This window comes from Bacillus sp. FSL R5-0712, assembly GCF_038593285.1.
In the GTDB taxonomy this organism is placed as follows: Bacteria; Bacillota; Bacilli; order Bacillales; family Bacillaceae; genus Bacillus; species Bacillus safensis.
The window spans coordinates 3,015,420-3,031,305 of record NZ_CP151981.1 but is presented as its reverse complement, the minus strand read 5'-3'; the positions used below and the strand labels follow the sequence as shown (position 1 = coordinate 3,031,305).

Sequence of the window (15,886 nt, the reverse complement as noted above, 5' to 3'; positions counted from 1 at the left end):
TCCTTGAGTCTCATTTTTCTCCTCCAAACTATATGAGGTTTCAGAAGAAAAAATTCAATCAGGATGGGATGAGAGAAACATTTGAATACGGAAGGCTAAGCGCAGCCGCAATGTTGCGTCAGAATCTTTTAAGCTGATTCGAAGCAATTCTTCACACTTCTCGAGGCGATAAATGACCGTGTTGCGATGAATGGACAATCGTTTGGCTGTTTCTGAAATGTGGCAATGGGTTTCTAAATAGACAGATAAGGTGTGAAGAAGGCTTTGATCGACTTGTGATGATTCAGATAACGGGTGAAGGTGCAGCTGGTGAAACGTGATCATATCCTTTCTTGGAATGAGCTTTAGTAAATCTGGCACATCCTTTGCTTGATAAAATTGAATATATTCAGTCCGCGATGAGAGATGTCCGGTTTGAAGAGCCTCTAATGCTTCATTGTAGCCTTCAGACAGATGGGAGATATGGCAGCCCGTCAAGCTCACCCCAAAAGAAATAGTATGATTCACTTGCAGTTTAACAAGCATCTGCAACTGTTTTAAAAAAGAGCTGAGCCTGTCGCTAACCTCCGGCCAACTGCCAGTCTCCTCCATCAATACAACCCCCATATCACCTTTTAAAAACAGAAAGGCAGGAAATGGGCAGCTTGGAAGTGCACTTTCGAGCAGATCAGCCACTTGATCCAAAACCATTCGCTGCTTCATAAAACATGTGGTATCACTGCGCTCGTCAAGCTGACAGATCATACATAGATAGCGGCATTCGGCGTTTAATCCAAACGCCTGAGCGAAATGTAAGGAATCTTGCTGGGAAGACGATGCCCTCTCTATCCATTTGCGAAAGCCCTCATTTCTAGCACGCTTGGCCGTTTGCAGGGCGGCATATTGTCTCATGCGTGCAATCAACATTTCGTTTACTGCTTTTGCAATGATCCCATGAAAAGTTTTATTCTGCGGGTGAATGAAAGAAAGGATGACCAGATAATCACATGTTTGTTCGTTTAGATCAATTGGAAAGATGGAAAAGGTTTGTTTTGCATGTATCGTTGAAAAAGAATGAGTTGTCCTGCTTTGAAAAAAGGGGAGAATGTGCATCCATTCTGAGCTTGTGATCATGGGGTGCGAGGTATAGAGAATACGTCCATGCTGGTTAAACAAATAGATGGGCTTGTGAATCTTTTTGGCCATTTTTTGTAAAATTTCAAACTGGTTATCGTCTATGTTCATATCCACTCAATCTCCTTTATTGGTGAAGATGAATAAAAAAATGGACAATCACTGTCAGCATCTCTGATATGCATTTTATGTTATCAGCTAAAATCATTTTAGATAGAAAGTTGTCAATTAATATAACAAACAAACAGAGCGCCAGGACAAAATCACGTGCCGCCAGTCATCTTCATTCAGAATTACGAGCAAATATGATATGTTGTAGACAGAAGAATTTCTTTCAGAAAATATGGGTATCACAAGAAACAAAGGCTTCGAATGAGGAAGCCGTCTATACATGAGAGTGGCAAGAGGTGAGAAACATGATTTATATCGGATTAACTGGCTGGGGAGATCATGACAGTCTTTATCCGCCGAGAATCGGCAGCGCGCAAAAGCTGTTTCACTACGCGTCAACGTTTCCGATTGTGGAACTGGATGCCAGCTTTTATGCGGTTCAGCCTGAGCGTAATCATGAAAAGTGGATAAAGGATACGCCAGATGACTTTCAATTTGTTGTGAAAGCATATCAAGGAATGACAGGACATCAAAGGGGCGAGATTCCGTTTGCTTCAAAGGAAGAAATGTTTGATGCATTTATTCTTTCGCTGACTCCGCTTATTCGTGAAGGGAAACTAGCCATGGTGCTCTTTCAATTTCCACCTTGGTTTGATTGCAAAAAAGAGCACGTCCACTATTTAAGATGGTGTAAGGAGAAGATGGGGGACATTCCATGTGCCCTCGAATTCCGAAACCGTACATGGTTTTCAGATGAATTTTATGAGCAGACTTTGTCCTTTATGGAAAAGGAAGGATGGATTCATTCCGTCTGTGATGAACCGCAAGTCGGAGAAGGCTCCATTCCGCCGGTCATACAAGCTACACACCGTGATAAAACATTGGTCCGATTTCATGGAAGGAATAAACAGGGCTGGCTTCACCCGGCAGACCATGAGAATTGGCGTGAAGTGAGATACTTATATTTATATAATGAAGCTGAATTAAAAGAGTGGAAAAAGAATCTCGACATCCTGCATCAGCAATCGAAAGATGTCTATGTCGTGTTTAATAATAACTCCGGCGGAGATGCAGCAGCAAATGGCCAGCAGATGATTGATTTGCTGGATATCACCTATTCAAACCTGTCTCCGAAGCAGTTAGATTTATTTAGTTAACCGAGAGCTGACTGAAGCTTTCAACCTGAATGAGACGGTTAGTGACAACTTGAGGGAGAGATCAACATGCTGCAGAAGCTATGGTTATATCATACAAACGACTTGCACAGCCACTTTGAGAACTGGCCAAAAATTGCAGCTTATATTGAAGAAAAGCGTCAAGTTCACGATCAGATGCTCTTGTTTGATATTGGCGACCATATGGATCGAGTGAACCTCGTATCCGAAGCGGATTATGGAAAGGTAAACGTCAAGCTCCTCAATCAGCTTGGCTATGATGGAGTCACCATCGGGAATAATGAAGGCATTACGCTTCCCCATGATCAGCTGGATCACTTGTATGAGAATGCACAATTTCCAGTGGTGCTGTCTAATTTATTTGAGAAAGGCAAAAGGCCATCATGGGCAAAGCCCTATCATATGATCACAATGGAAAACGGACTGAAGCTCTGTCTCTTAGGCGTGACCATTGCGTATACACCTGTATATGAAAAGCTGGGCTGGAACATTACTGATCCGTTTGACAGCATACAGGACATGCTGCAGGAAGTGAAGGGACAGGCAGATGTCATTGTGCTTTTATCTCATCTCGGTATCATCCATGATCGAGAGGTCGCCCGTGATTTCCCTGAAATCGACATCATCCTAGGTTCACACACGCATCATCTGTTAGAAGAAGGTGAAATGGACAATGGTGTGCTGCTTGCATGCGCTGAAAAGTACGGGCATTATATTGGCTGCGTTGAGCTGACGATCGATACAGCGCGCAAAGAGCTGATAGAGAAAAAAGCGACAGTACAGTCAGTGGATCAGCTCATTAGTGAATCAGATGAAGCCATCACCACCTTGCAGCAGGCAGAAAGAAGAGCGAAAGCACTCATGCAGGAAAAAGTGACAACGATTGAGTCGAAGCTAGAAACGAAGTGGTTCGACGATTCTCCGCTTCCGCAGCTCTTAACAGATGCCATTAAAGATTGGTGCGGAGCAGATATTGGCATGATGAATGCAGGTATGGTGCTTGATTCATTAGAGGCAGGGATCGTCACAAGAGAAGAAATCCACCGGATATGTCCGCATCCCATTAATCCCATTCGGGTGACGCTTACCGGTCAACAGCTTATCGAAACGGTTCAGCGGGGCTGTGAAGAAAAAATGGAACAGCTGCGCATCAAGGGCTTCGGCTTTAGAGGTGAGCTGATGGGGAAAATGCTATATAGCGGCCTCAGCTATACATTAGAAGAAGGCGAGGCCACACGGGTGAAGGATGTCTTTGTACATGGTCAATTGATCAAAAAAGACGCCTCCTATACTGTTGGCACAGTCGATATGTATACATTAGGCTCTCTTTTTCCTCATATCCGTGATCACGAACACATTGAATATTTTATGCCTGAATTTTTACGTGATGTTCTGACATGGCGCTTGAAGGAAGCAACATGAAATCCGCTTCAGCCTAACAACACGCGTCCTCTTTTCACATAGATTGTGATGAGAGGAGTGAAGGGATTTGGTGAATTTAACACCTATTACAATTGATGGCCATTCCTTTACAGCGGTCACCGTCAAGCTGCCGAAGACAAATTTCATGGCAGTAACAAATGAACATGGGTATATCATGTGCGGTGCACTGGATGTCGGGCTCTTGAATGAAAAGCTTGCAGATAGAGGAATTATTGCAGGAAGAGCAGTTGGTGTAAGAACCATTGAGCAATTGCTCGATGCTCCTTTAGAATCTGTGACATACGCCGCAGAAGCGCTGGGCATCTCAGCTGGAACAATTGGAAGAGATGCATTATTAAAAATGGTGAAATAAAATAGAGAGATGATTCCTATCCCCCCGCCTGTCTGCATACACATGTAATGGAGAAGGGGGGATTTTTTATTGAGAATGAACCGCCGTTATCGCCCCTACAAGAAGGGCCCTTTGCCATTTCGTTACGTCATGCTGCTTGCGATCTTATTCTTTGTGCTCTCAACCGTAATTAGTTTATTTTTTATCAACCGATCCATTAAACCTACCCTTATTCACATTGCTGAACTAGAAACAGAGCGCATCGCCAATCACCTCATACAATATTCAGTTCAAGACTTTGCAGATGATCAGGAGAATATGAAGGATATGGTGGTCATGAATACAAGTGAGAACGGAAAAGTGACGACCATCGATTTTAATGCGCAAGCAACATCGAAAGCAATGGCTGACCTCTCGCGTCATCTTCAAAAAAATTTAGAGGACATTGAAAAGGGGAACTTTCAAAAAGAGGCAAAAGAAGCATTAAAGGATCAAACAGATGGACATGACGGCATTATATATAACATTCCGCTTGGGCAAGCGTCCGGAAATGCACTCATTGCCAACCTCGGACCCAAAGTGCCTGTACGCTTTAGTGTGATTGGTGATCCGCATACGGACGTTGAAAAAAACATTAAGCCTTATGGCATCAACAATGCCTTGATTGATATTAGTGTTCTGATCGAGGTCAAGGTAAGAGTCATTATCCCATTTGCTTCTGAAACAATCGTAGTGAAAAACTCTGTTCCTGTCTCCATACAAGCCGTTCAAGGAGACGTGCCAGATTATTATAATGGCAGCGGAACAAACTCAGGTGCTCCATCAATTGTTCTTCCAGAAAAAAAGAAGAAAAAGGAATAACAGCCCAACAATGATTGGGCTGTTATTTACTTTCGTTTCCGTTCAGCTCTTTCCCACGCCCTCAAATGAGGATATGGATCAAATGACCATTCCGTTCTGCCGTTGTCTTTGTACATGCCATAGTGAAGATGCGGCGGAAACTTTCCTGCAGTGCCTGGAGGACCGTAACCGGAGCTTCCGACAGATCCAATCACCTGGCCAGGTTCAACAATTTGACCTGTCTTGAGTCCTTTCGCAAAGCCATTTAAGTGAGCAAAGTAATGATAATGATTATGAATATCTCGAATGCCTATCCGCCAGCCGCCAAAGCGGTTCCAGCCTTTCATTTCAATTACGCCATACGATGTCGCACGAACGGGAAGTCCATAATGGGCAAATAAATCGGTTCCCTCATGAATTCTCCTTCCTCCAAACCCTCTCGCATCTCCCCATGTACTCCGGTAGCTGTAGTCAGCTCCAACCGGAAGAGGAAAAGCATGCTTTCCAAGATCAAGGTGGCCGTAGTGCTTATATAGCTTCATAAAAGATGAAATGATTCCAACGGTTTGATCACGTCCATAATAGTCCCATAAGCCAATTTTTAATTGATCAATGCTGCTGCCGTAGTGAAGCAAGTATTGTGTAAAAGTGAATAATACATCCTCATCGTCATCGCTGCTTGCTTTGCCATCCCCATTCCCATCAAGACCAATTCCATCAAACACTTTAATGCTTAAAGGAGAGGTATCCTGTTTATTCGGGTTTTCTGGTCCAATCCACATTTCCCGGGGAATGTAGATGCCAATGACGCCTTTTTGTTTCGGTAAATCTCTTCTGCTTTTTCGAATATTGTGTTCATACTGATCAACTGCAGCAAGTACATACCATGGAACCTGTGTTGTGATGGAGACTTTTTCATATAGGGCCATTCTTTGCTTCAATTCATCTGGCTGCTTGCCCGTCCCTTTTGCATGAACAGGTAAAGGGAGCATTGAAAGAGCAATCATGATGGCTAAAACCACTTTCACAAACGTCCATCTCCTTTCATCGAGCATCATCTTCTACCGTTTAGTGTGGTTAGAACACTCTATTTCATAAGAAGAAAATGTTAGTAATTTTCTTCTGTTTTTTTAGGAGGCTTTTGGGTATTTTTGCAGCTCATTCCCTTGTTGTTCAATCTGTACTATGTTAAAGTGTCTAAAGAAAAGGCTTTAGGCCGAAGATTCAATTTTTTGCAGCTTCTTAGCTGCATCCATCGTATATAGCAGGAAGATTTTTGTAGATGCACCTTTAACGAATTCATATGGAGATGATGGAATTGGCAAAGAAGGAAGAGCACGTAAGAAAACCGGACTGGCTTAAAATTAAGCTGAATACGAATGAAAACTATACCGGTTTAAAGAAAATGATGCGGGAAAACAACCTGCATACCGTTTGTGAGGAAGCAAAATGTCCGAATATTCATGAATGCTGGGCAGTGAGAAGAACCGCTACATTTATGATCCTTGGATCTGTTTGTACGCGCGCATGCCGCTTCTGTGCGGTGAAAACTGGACTTCCAACTGAGCTTGACCTGCAAGAGCCAGAACGCGTGGCAGATTCAGTAGCCTTAATGAACTTAAAGCACGCTGTTATAACAGCGGTTGCAAGGGATGACCAAAAGGATGGCGGCGCAGGTGTGTTCGCTGAAACCGTTCGTGCGATTAGAAGAAAAAGCCCATTCACGACCATTGAAGTTCTCCCTTCAGACATGGGCGGTAATTATGATAACTTGAAGACGTTAATGGACACTCGTCCTGACATTTTAAATCACAACATTGAAACAGTTCGCAGATTAACGCCAAGAGTTCGTGCGCGTGCTACATATGATCGTTCATTAGAATTCTTGCGTCGTGCAAAAGAAATGCAGCCCGATATTCCAACAAAATCAAGCATTATGATTGGACTTGGTGAAACGAAGGAAGAAATCATTGAAGTCATGGATGATCTTCTTGCCAATAACGTGGATATTATGGCGATTGGCCAGTACTTACAGCCTTCGAAAAAGCATTTGAAAGTTCAAAAATACTACCATCCGGATGAGTTTGCAGAGCTGAAGGAAATTGCGATGTCAAAAGGCTTTAGCCACTGTGAAGCTGGGCCGCTTGTGCGCTCTTCCTACCATGCAGATGAACAAGTAAACGAAGCGTCTAAAAAGCGTCAGGCGCAAGCGTAACAAAGAAAACGCCAGAGCTCTCTGGCGTTTTTTCTCGTATTAATTTTGGCCGTAAGGGGCGTTTCTTCTCATCGTACGGTCGGAATTCGTCATCCCATTTGCATCTTCTTGATTCGATATGTTCCCGCCTTGAGGGGAATACTTCATTTGCTGAATCGTTTTGGTTAAAATTTGGTCAAAATCACGTGAATTGGTTTGAAGACGTGAAAAATTGGCAATGGATTGAAAGTGCTCTGGATTATCAGAGACGTATACATGATAATAACGAGGGAGAACAGAAACTGCCGTTTTCTTTACTTGATCGGCAGATTCATCACGGTTTTTGTTTCCTGTTCGATAAACGATGAGTGCATCCTCATCTGTTACAAGTGTGGCTGCATCTTTGATGTTTGGCAGCTGCACCGTTAGACTTGTAATCACGTGGGCAAGATGCTCACGATTTAAAGCAGGGGTTCTTTCTTTCTGATCCGTTACTTGCTGGCGCTGATAACGAACATATCCTGCTCTGTTTGTATCTGCTTCTGGCATATTGGAATTATTTCCTTCATGACGATCCGACAGACGGATGGTTTTACTTGAAGAATCTTCATCCACTTGCCGGTTCATACCTGATTGAAAGCCGCACCCGCCTAAAAGCATGCTGAGGAGAATCGCGGCAGTCAGTTGTTTCTTCATAAATGTGACCTCCTTTTTCCTTTAGCTTCGGCTAAATCGGAAAAAACATGCTTTAGCAATTGATGGAGTTCTTCCAATGAATTATCATTAAAGATGGATCGTTTAAAAAGAGGTGAGAAGATGATCGTCGTTCAGAATGCTACCTTTGATCTTGTAAGAGATATCAAAGACGGCTTTAATGAAGAAGCGTTTAAAGCAAGGTACTCAGATATTTTAAATAAGTATGATTATATTGTGGGGGACTGGGGCTATAATCAGCTCAGGCTGAAAGGGTTCTTTGATGACCAAAACCAAAAGGCCACATTTGATACTAAAATCAGCACACTCGATGAATACATTTATGAATACTGTAATTTTGGCTGTGCCTATTTTGTCTTAAAGCGAATTAGAAAATAACGCAAAGGGGAGCGTCATAATGTATTTCGTAGACAGAAAAAAGATTGAAGAGACATTACGTTTTTTCGAGGAGCAATATGAGTTGATGCAGAGTCATCAAACATGGACAAGTCCTCTAGAGAAAAAAGCGCTGGAACGAATTGTTCATTTGCTCGTCGAATGTATTCTTGATACCGGAAATGACATGATTGATGGCTTTATTATGCGTGACCCAGGAAGCTATGATGACATCATGGATATACTTGTTGATGAAAAGGTTGTACCAGAAGGAGAAGGGAGTCAGCTGAAAAAGCTTGTCTCATCCCGCAAAACACTTGTGCAGCAATATCAGGAAGTAAATCATCATGACTTATTGCAGGTGATCAGCGAAGTAGAGCAGGCGCTAGAGGTCTTTCCAAGCCGCATCCGTACCTACTTGGAACAGGAGCTTGGCCCAGTATCAGCGTTTAAATAAACCATTGGAGTTGTGAGCATCATGAAATACAAAGGCTATTTAATTGATTTAGACGGGACAATGTATAAAGGAACAGAAAAGATCGAGGAAGCAGGTCAATTTGTTCAAAAGTTAAATGAGTTGGACATCCCTTACTTGTTTGTCACGAATAACTCATCACGTACGCCAAAGCAGGTAGCGGAAAAACTCGTTTCATTTGATATCCCAGCAACAGAAGAACAAGTTTTTACAACAAGTATGGCGACGGCCAATTATATTGCTGAGCAAAAGAAAGATGCATCAGTTTATGTGATCGGTGAAGAAGGAATCAAGCAGGCCATTGAAGAAAAAGGGCTGACGTTTGGTCAGGAAGACGCAGATTTCGTTGTTGTTGGAATTGATCGGGGCATTACATATGAAAAATTAGCAGTAGGTGCGATTGCCATCCGTCAAGGCGCACAATTTGTCTCAACAAATGGGGATATTGCCATTCCAACAGAAAGAGGGCTTTTGCCAGGGAACGGCTCGTTAACATCTGTACTGACCGTGACGACAACGGTTCAGCCGACATTTATTGGAAAACCGGAATCCATTATTATGGAACAAGCGATGCGTGTACTTGGGACAGATGTGTCTGAGACGCTCATGGTGGGGGATAACTATGATACGGATATTATGGCAGGAATGAATGCAGGAATGGACACATTACTCGTCCATACAGGTGTGACAACAAAAGAGCTGCTTCAGAAGTACGAAAAGCAGCCAACCTATGTCATTGATTCATTATCCGAGTGGATTGAGCGATTATCATAAAAAAAGAGGACAAGCGTTACGCGCGCGTCCTCTTTTTCTTTATTCCGCATTTCTTGCACTATGTGCCAGCCTGCTTGATGCGGCGGCAGCAATAGCGCCGACAATGTCATCTAAAAAGGTGTGGCATTCGCCCGTGGATTTATCGTTAAGTTTCCCGAGTATTCCTGGTTTTTCTTTATCGATATATCCGTAATTCGTAAAGCCGATCGAACCATAAATATTGACGATTGCAAAGGATAAAATTTCATCAACGCCATACAGGCTTTCGTCCGTTTCAAGTATTGATTGAAGCGGCTCAGTCAGCTTCTTTTGCTCGGCGAGTACGTCTAATTCGACGCCCGTTAAAATCGCATTTTGGACTTCACGTTTTGCGATGACACGCTCCACATTGTGGATGCACTCTGTCATGTCTAAGCCAGGATGATATTTTTCCTGTAAAAAGTAGACAAGGTCTGCTATATCTTGAATGGTTACGCCTCGTTCTTGTAAACGGCGTCTTGCTGTTTTTTCTACTTCGTTCATCTCATGATGATGCGGCATGTATTCCTCACCCAATCCTCGTATTTTGTCCACAACGTGTAAAAAGCTTCGGATAGTAAATAGTATTCATAAATCCCTCAACCTGCGACTACGATATGATAAGAGATTGATCATAGGAACGCAGGTGAAAACATGAAAGAAACCATTTATCACACATTTGGTATTGATGTTCGTCAATTTACGCCATATGGCAGTTATCAGAGCTTTCAAACGGCGGAGGCTCTCTTCCTCATTGTTCCTGTGTCTCATTTGCGAGAAGAAGAACTCTCGGAGTTGTATCATATCAGTCAGTATTTACTGAATGCTGGAGACCCATACGTCGCTGTGTTTGAATTAACAAATGAAGAGAAACCCACCTTTACTCATGGGAAGGAGCAGTATGCTTTATTAAAAGCAGCGCCTCCGCTCTCAAGCCGCTCGTTTCAGCAAGCGTCAGAGCTGGCATCCTTCCATGTCAGGGGAAGAGGATTTCCATATGAAGTATCCGAAACAAAACGTGTCGGTGCCTGGAAGGAATTATGGGCAAAACGATTAGATCAGCTCGAAGGCTTTTGGATGCAGCAAATGCATCAAAAACCGCTGGAACGGTTTGAACAAAAATTCATTGAATCGTTTCCGTATTATCTTGGATTAACGGAGAATGCCATTCAATATTTAGTCGATACTGAACTTGATGATGAACCGAAAGAAGGTGACTCAGGCACTGTCTGTCATCAGCGCTTTTCACGTATGACATGGCCGCATGAGCAGCCGCTTCGTTTACCTGTGGATTGGGTCTTTGATCATCCAACCCGTGATATTGCTGAATACTTAAGAGAGACCTTTGTACAGCATAAGGAAGATTTAATTGAAGAGGGCTTTTCCTTTCTTCAGCAATATGAACAGGTGACACCTCTTTCCTCCTTTTCAAAGCGTTTGTTATACAGCCGCCTGCTGTTCCCGCTTCATTATTTTGAAATTGTGGAAGGCTACTACATGTCGGGAGAAAATGAAAAAGCATATTATGAAGAGCGGTTAGATTACGTCTTAAATGATGCCAATCGTTATGAATACTTTCTGAAGGTCTTTCAAGAAATGAGTGCCATGCGAAGCGGCGGGAGCCCCATTCCGGCTATTGGCTGGATTCAGCCTGCAGCTGATTTGAAGTTTCAGTGAACAGACGAAACGTCTCTTTTCTCTTGAGACGTTTTTCGTTATGCTTAAAGAAATCGATAAAAGGAGTGTTCTTCTTGACGAAACCTTACGTCTATATCACAAGAAAACTGGATGAAGCATCACTTACACCATTAAAAGAAGTCGCTCATGTTGAGATGTGGCCAAGCGAGGATGAGCCGTGTCCAAGAGAAGAGTTAGAAACACAAGCTGCTAAAGCGGATGCGCTTCTCACCATGCTGTCAGATCAAATAGATGAGCCGCTTTTATCAAAGGCTCCGAATATCAAGGTGGTTGCAAACCTTGCTGTTGGCTATGACAATATTGATCTTGAAGCAGCCAAAAAGCACGGAATCACCGTATGTCATACACCAGACGTCTTAACAGAATCGACGGCGGATTTAGCCTTTGCTCTTCTGATGGCGTCAGCTAGACGCATTGTCGAGGCGAGTGATTGGATTAAGGATGGAAACTGGACAGGCTGGGGGCCGCTTCTTCTTGCCGGTGCTGATGTTCATCACAAAACACTCGGGATTGTCGGAATGGGCAGCATTGGAACAGCACTAGCCAAGCGGGCCAAAGGCTTTAATATGAATGTCCTTTATCATAATCGTTCAAGAAAACCCGAAGCAGAAGCGCAGCTTGGCGTGACCTATGCGGCTTTTGAAAAACTGCTCAAGCAGTCTGATTTCATCGTCTGTCTGACGCCGTTAACCCCGGAAACGAAAGACATGTTTAATGAAAAAGCATTTGATCTGATGAAGAACTCTGCTTATTTCATTAACGTATCAAGAGGACAGACTGTAAATGAGGATGCTTTATACGAGGCTGTCACAACAGGAAAAATTGCCGGCGCTGGTCTGGATGTATTTAGACAGGAACCCGTCAGCCCGTCTCATCCGTTAACGACATTACCTAACGTCACAGTCCTTCCTCATATTGGAAGTGCTAGTGTTGAAACGAGAAAAACGATGATGCGTTTATGTGCTGAAAATATTGCGCTTGTCTTACAAGACGAGCCAGCCAAAACGCCGGTTCGTTTATAATATAAGGCTTCCCGGTGTTCGGGAGCTTTTCTAACAAAAATATTTTGAAAATATAGAATCTTGATATAAATAGCTGTTAAGCGGTTTCATTCTGACAATCTCTTATTTTATTACCTTGTCAAAATGAGGATACCCCTTTATAATGTGTGTACATTGAATGTCTGTGTAAGGTTAACAAATGTCTTTTTAGAGAGGACATTTACGGAGAAAGGTGGAATTTCAGGTGAAGGCAATTCGAGTTGGGCTATTAGGATTAGGAACAGTGGGAAGCGGTGTCGTAAAAATTATCCAAGACCATCAGGATAAATTAATGCACCAAATCGGCTGTCCGGTATTAATACAAAAAGTGCTTGTGAGCAATCCCGATAAAAAAAGAGATGTGGATGTCGCAAGAGAGGTCTTCACAACTGAAGTATACGATGTGATTAGAGATCCAGAGGTCGATGTCATCATTGAAGTGATGGGCGGCATTGAAGAGACAAAACAATATTTAATAGATGCGTTAAATGAGAAGAAGCATGTCATTACAGCCAATAAAGATTTAATGGCGCTTTACGGTACGGAGCTTTTACATGTAGCGAAAGAAAATAGCTGTGATCTTTATTATGAAGCAAGTGTCGCCGGAGGAATTCCGATTCTGCGCACACTGGAGGAAGGGCTGGCCTCTGACCGAATCACTAAGATGATGGGGATTGTGAACGGTACAACGAATTTTATTTTAACGAAAATGAATGTCGATAAAAGCGCATATGAGGATGTCTTAAAAGAAGCACAGGATCTAGGCTTTGCAGAAGCAGATCCGACAGCTGATGTAGAAGGACTGGATGCAGCAAGGAAAATGGCGATTCTTGCAAGACTCGGCTTTTCTATGAATGTAGATTTAGAGGACGTCAAGGTGAAAGGTATTTCTGATATCTCTGATGAGGATATTAATTTCAGTAAGCGGTTTGGCTATACAATGAAGCTGATCGGCATTGCTCAGAGGGACGGAGAGAAAGTGGAGGTCAGCGTTCAGCCAACCTTACTTCCTGATCATCATCCATTATCATCCGTCAACAATGAATTTAATGCGGTGTATGTCTACGGAAGTGCTGTAGGAGAAACGATGTTTTACGGACCTGGAGCAGGAAGTCTGCCGACAGCAACAGCTGTTGTATCAGACTTAGTGGCAGTAATGAAAAACATGCGCCTTGGCGTGAACGGAAGCGGATTTATCGCACCGCAGTTTGAGAAGAAGATCAAATCCTCATCAGAAATATTTGCTCAGCAATTTTTAAGAATCCATGTTAGAGATCAAGTCGGGGCATTCTCCCGCATTACATCTATTTTTTCTGAAAGAGGCATCAGCTTTGAAAAGATCCTTCAGCTTCCTGTGAAAGGACATGATGAGCTGGCTGAAATTGTGATTATTACACATCAGACCTCAGAAGAAGATTTTTCAAATATCCTGCAAAAATTAAACGACCTCGACGTGGTGGTTCAAGTGAAGAGCACGTACCGAGTAGAAGGGAACGGTTTAAGCTGATGAAATGGAATGGACTCATTGAAGAATTTCAAGAATTCTTACCAGTAAACGAATCTACACCTAAACTAACATTAAATGAAGGGAATACACCGCTGATCCATCTCGCCAAGCTTTCAGAAAAGCTGGGAATCGAGCTTCATGTGAAAACAGAAGGCGTTAATCCAACAGGTTCTTTCAAGGATCGAGGAATGGTCATGGCTGTTGCAAAGGCTAAAGAAGAAGGCAACGATACAATCATGTGCGCCTCAACGGGGAATACCTCTGCAGCAGCAGCAGCTTATGCAGCCCGTGCTGATATGAAATGTATTGTCATCATTCCAGACGGGAAAATTGCCTTCGGTAAGCTTGCACAGGCCGTCATGTACGGAGCAGAGATCATTGCCATTGACGGCAACTTTGATGATGCACTGAAAATCGTCCGCAGCATCTGTGAAAAAGCACCGATTGCTCTTGTTAACTCGGTCAATCCTTATCGAATTGAAGGACAAAAGACAGCAGCATTTGAAATCTGTGAGCAGCTAGGCTCTGCCCCGGACGTACTGGCGATTCCTGTTGGTAATGCCGGGAACATAACGGCCTACTGGAAAGGCTTCAAGGAATATCACGAGAAAAAAGGAACTGGACTGCCTGTCATGCGTGGTTTTGAAGCAGAAGGTGCAGCGGCAATCGTTCGAAATGAAGTGATTGAGCAGCCAGAAACAGTGGCAACGGCTATCCGTATCGGAAATCCAGCGAGCTGGAAACAAGCTGTGGCAGCCGCAGATGAATCAAACGGAAAGATTGATGAAGTGACTGATGAAGAAATTCTTCATGCGTATCAATTGATTGCACGTGAAGAAGGCGTGTTTGCAGAGCCGGGTTCATGTGCATCGATTGCGGGTGTGTTAAAGCAGGTGAAATCTGGAGAAATCAAGCCAGGCAGTAAAGTTGTTGCGGTACTAACAGGCAACGGCCTGAAAGATCCAAATACGGCTATTGATATTTCACAAATCAAGCCGGTCACTCTCGATGCAGATGAAGATCAAATTCTTGAACACCTAGAAAAGGCCGCACGCGTATGAGTGAAGCCTCCATGCTTTTTTCAATCACAGTACCGGGAAGCACTGCCAATTTAGGACCAGGCTTTGATTCAGTTGGAATGGCGCTCAGCCGCTATTTAAAGCTATCGGTCTATGACCATGATAGCTGGCTGTTTGAAGCAGAAACAGATGTCGTGTCTGGGATTCCATCAGGCACCGACAACCTGATTTATCAAACAGCCAAAAAGGTCGCAGATGACTTTGGAAAAACACTCCCGCCTGTTCATGTCAAAGTGTGGAGTGACATTCCGTTGGCACGGGGGCTTGGCAGCAGTGCTGCTGCCATCGTGGCCGCCATTGAACTCGCCAATCAGCTTCTTGAATTAAACATGACAGATGATCAGAAGCTCTTTTATGCAAGTGAGGTAGAAGGTCATCCAGATAATGCGGGTGCCTCTTTATTTGGTGGTTTACTGATTGGTCTCCACGAAGAAGACAAAACACATGCCGTTAAAGTGCAGCATGTGGATGTAGATGTCGTCGTGGTGATTCCTTTTTATGAAGTGCTCACAAAGGATGCCCGTGATGTCCTGCCAGAGGATTTCTCCTATAAACATGCTGTCAGTGCGAGTGCTGTGAGCAACGTCCTTGTAGCCGCCTTAATGACGCAAAACTGGCCGCTTGTTGGAGAAATGATGAATAAGGATTTATTTCATCAGCCTTACCGCACAATGCTTGTGCCAGAGCTGTCGAAGGTAGAGCATGTCGCTTCGCTCAAAGGAGCGTATGGAACAGCTTTGAGCGGTGCTGGACCGACGATCCTCACCTTAGTGGAAAAAGGGAAGGGAGAAGCGCTGAAAGAGCAGCTTGCCCAAAACTTCCCGCATTGCGAAGTCGATTTGCTGACGGTGCCAGTAGAAGGGGTTGTCGTGCAGCATCATCCTGTTAATCAAGTAAAGAACGTGCTGTGAATCTGCACGTTCTTTTTTTATGCTTGTTTTTATGGGAAGAAGCAGGGATTATTATTTAGAGGATCGAACTATTTTTTAAGCATAAAAG

General features: G+C 43.4%; 17 protein-coding genes. 13 read left to right on the top strand and 4 right to left on the bottom strand.

Annotated elements, in window-relative coordinates; translation table 11 throughout:
* Positions 1-54: 54 nt before the first annotated feature.
* Positions 55-1,224, bottom strand: a complete 1,170-nt coding sequence (locus NSU11_RS15720) for a helix-turn-helix domain-containing protein (protein WP_342493662.1) — start codon at positions 1,222-1,224, stop codon at positions 55-57.
* Between the two features lie 305 nt (positions 1,225-1,529).
* Between NSU11_RS15720 and NSU11_RS15715 the strand changes: the two genes are divergently transcribed.
* The 4 genes from NSU11_RS15715 (at position 1,530) to yunB (ending at position 5,034) form a co-directional block, all read left to right on the top strand.
* Positions 1,530-2,381: a DUF72 domain-containing protein gene (locus tag NSU11_RS15715; RefSeq protein ID WP_024423374.1), complete on the top strand. Its 852-nt coding sequence runs from the start codon at positions 1,530-1,532 to the stop codon at positions 2,379-2,381.
* Positions 2,382-2,447: 66 nt separating this feature from the next.
* Positions 2,448-3,821: a bifunctional UDP-sugar hydrolase/5'-nucleotidase gene (locus NSU11_RS15710; RefSeq protein WP_342493661.1), complete on the top strand. Its 1,374-nt coding sequence runs from the start codon at positions 2,448-2,450 to the stop codon at positions 3,819-3,821.
* A gap of 67 nt (positions 3,822-3,888) precedes the next feature.
* Positions 3,889-4,194, top strand: a complete 306-nt coding sequence (locus NSU11_RS15705) for a DUF1805 domain-containing protein (RefSeq protein ID WP_024425980.1) — start codon at positions 3,889-3,891, stop codon at positions 4,192-4,194.
* A gap of 69 nt (positions 4,195-4,263) precedes the next feature.
* The gene (gene yunB, locus NSU11_RS15700; RefSeq protein ID WP_024423371.1) at positions 4,264-5,034 is read left to right on the top strand and encodes a sporulation protein YunB; all 771 of its coding nucleotides are present in this window, start codon (positions 4,264-4,266) and stop codon (positions 5,032-5,034) included.
* A 26-nt stretch (positions 5,035-5,060) separates the two neighbouring features.
* Here the strand turns inward: yunB and NSU11_RS15695 are convergent, their stop codons facing one another.
* On the bottom strand, positions 5,061-6,005 hold the full coding sequence (locus NSU11_RS15695; RefSeq protein WP_342493910.1) for a M23 family metallopeptidase: 945 nt from the start codon (positions 6,003-6,005) through the stop codon (positions 5,061-5,063).
* A gap of 326 nt (positions 6,006-6,331) precedes the next feature.
* On the opposite strand from NSU11_RS15695, the gene lipA reads away from it, so the two are divergent.
* Positions 6,332-7,228 (top strand): lipoyl synthase, encoded by an 897-nt coding sequence (gene lipA / locus NSU11_RS15690; RefSeq protein ID WP_008360456.1) that lies wholly within the window; start codon positions 6,332-6,334, stop codon positions 7,226-7,228.
* 39 nt (positions 7,229-7,267) lie between these two features.
* Here the strand turns inward: lipA and NSU11_RS15685 are convergent, their stop codons facing one another.
* Positions 7,268-7,903 carry a YhcN/YlaJ family sporulation lipoprotein gene (locus tag NSU11_RS15685; RefSeq protein ID WP_024425978.1) on the bottom strand — a complete coding sequence of 212 codons (636 nt, stop codon included), beginning with the start codon at positions 7,901-7,903 and terminating at the stop codon, positions 7,268-7,270.
* 120 nt (positions 7,904-8,023) lie between these two features.
* Between NSU11_RS15685 and NSU11_RS15680 the strand changes: the two genes are divergently transcribed.
* From NSU11_RS15680 to NSU11_RS15670, 3 genes are read left to right on the top strand one after another with little or no spacing between them, the layout of a single operon-like run.
* Entirely contained in the window at positions 8,024-8,299 is a 276-nt protein-coding gene (locus tag NSU11_RS15680) for a YutD family protein (protein WP_024423368.1), read from the top strand.
* 19 nt (positions 8,300-8,318) lie between these two features.
* Positions 8,319-8,753, top strand: coding sequence for a DUF86 domain-containing protein (locus NSU11_RS15675; RefSeq protein WP_024425977.1), 435 nt, complete (start codon positions 8,319-8,321; stop codon positions 8,751-8,753).
* A gap of 18 nt (positions 8,754-8,771) precedes the next feature.
* Entirely contained in the window at positions 8,772-9,545 is a 774-nt protein-coding gene (locus tag NSU11_RS15670) for a TIGR01457 family HAD-type hydrolase (protein ID WP_117590494.1), read from the top strand.
* A 39-nt stretch (positions 9,546-9,584) separates the two neighbouring features.
* Here the strand turns inward: NSU11_RS15670 and NSU11_RS15665 are convergent, their stop codons facing one another.
* Positions 9,585-10,085: a phosphatidylglycerophosphatase A gene (locus tag NSU11_RS15665; protein ID WP_025094161.1), complete on the bottom strand. Its 501-nt coding sequence runs from the start codon at positions 10,083-10,085 to the stop codon at positions 9,585-9,587.
* 132 nt (positions 10,086-10,217) lie between these two features.
* Between NSU11_RS15665 and yutH the strand changes: the two genes are divergently transcribed.
* From yutH to thrB, 5 genes are all read left to right on the top strand, one after another.
* On the top strand, positions 10,218-11,240 hold the full coding sequence (yutH, locus tag NSU11_RS15660) for a spore coat putative kinase YutH (protein ID WP_149126310.1): 1,023 nt from the start codon (positions 10,218-10,220) through the stop codon (positions 11,238-11,240).
* Positions 11,241-11,314: 74 nt separating this feature from the next.
* Positions 11,315-12,283: a D-glycerate dehydrogenase gene (locus NSU11_RS15655; protein ID WP_281236972.1), complete on the top strand. Its 969-nt coding sequence runs from the start codon at positions 11,315-11,317 to the stop codon at positions 12,281-12,283.
* 223 nt (positions 12,284-12,506) lie between these two features.
* Positions 12,507-13,808 (top strand): homoserine dehydrogenase, encoded by a 1,302-nt coding sequence (locus tag NSU11_RS15650; protein ID WP_024423362.1) that lies wholly within the window; start codon positions 12,507-12,509, stop codon positions 13,806-13,808.
* Entirely contained in the window at positions 13,808-14,869 is a 1,062-nt protein-coding gene (thrC, locus tag NSU11_RS15645; protein WP_024423361.1) for a threonine synthase, read from the top strand. Before NSU11_RS15650 ends, thrC begins: the two co-directional genes overlap by 1 nt.
* Positions 14,866-15,798, top strand: a complete 933-nt coding sequence (gene thrB / locus NSU11_RS15640) for a homoserine kinase (protein WP_024423360.1) — start codon at positions 14,866-14,868, stop codon at positions 15,796-15,798. The genes thrC and thrB overlap by 4 nt, the downstream gene beginning before the upstream one ends.
* The last annotated feature ends 88 nt before the right edge of the window (positions 15,799-15,886 follow it).

Bases quoted from the DNA above. Each gene is read 5' to 3' on its own strand.
- NSU11_RS15685 (WP_024425978.1), bottom strand. From the start codon at position 7,903: ATGAAGAAACAACTGACTGCCGCGATTCTCCTCAGCATGCTTTTAGGC.
- thrB (WP_024423360.1), top strand. From the start codon at position 14,866: ATGAGTGAAGCCTCCATGCTTTTTTCAATCACAGTACCGGGAAGCACT.
- yutH (WP_149126310.1), top strand. From the start codon at position 10,218: ATGAAAGAAACCATTTATCACACATTTGGTATTGATGTTCGTCAATTT.
- NSU11_RS15710 (WP_342493661.1), top strand. From the start codon at position 2,448: ATGCTGCAGAAGCTATGGTTATATCATACAAACGACTTGCACAGCCAC.
- NSU11_RS15680 (WP_024423368.1), top strand. From the start codon at position 8,024: ATGATCGTCGTTCAGAATGCTACCTTTGATCTTGTAAGAGATATCAAA.
- NSU11_RS15695 (WP_342493910.1), bottom strand. From the start codon at position 6,005: ATGCTCCCTTTACCTGTTCATGCAAAAGGGACGGGCAAGCAGCCAGAT.
- NSU11_RS15720 (WP_342493662.1), bottom strand. From the start codon at position 1,224: ATGAACATAGACGATAACCAGTTTGAAATTTTACAAAAAATGGCCAAA.
- NSU11_RS15715 (WP_024423374.1), top strand. From the start codon at position 1,530: ATGATTTATATCGGATTAACTGGCTGGGGAGATCATGACAGTCTTTAT.
- NSU11_RS15675 (WP_024425977.1), top strand. From the start codon at position 8,319: ATGTATTTCGTAGACAGAAAAAAGATTGAAGAGACATTACGTTTTTTC.
- NSU11_RS15665 (WP_025094161.1), bottom strand. From the start codon at position 10,085: ATGCCGCATCATCATGAGATGAACGAAGTAGAAAAAACAGCAAGACGC.
- thrC (WP_024423361.1), top strand. From the start codon at position 13,808: ATGAAATGGAATGGACTCATTGAAGAATTTCAAGAATTCTTACCAGTA.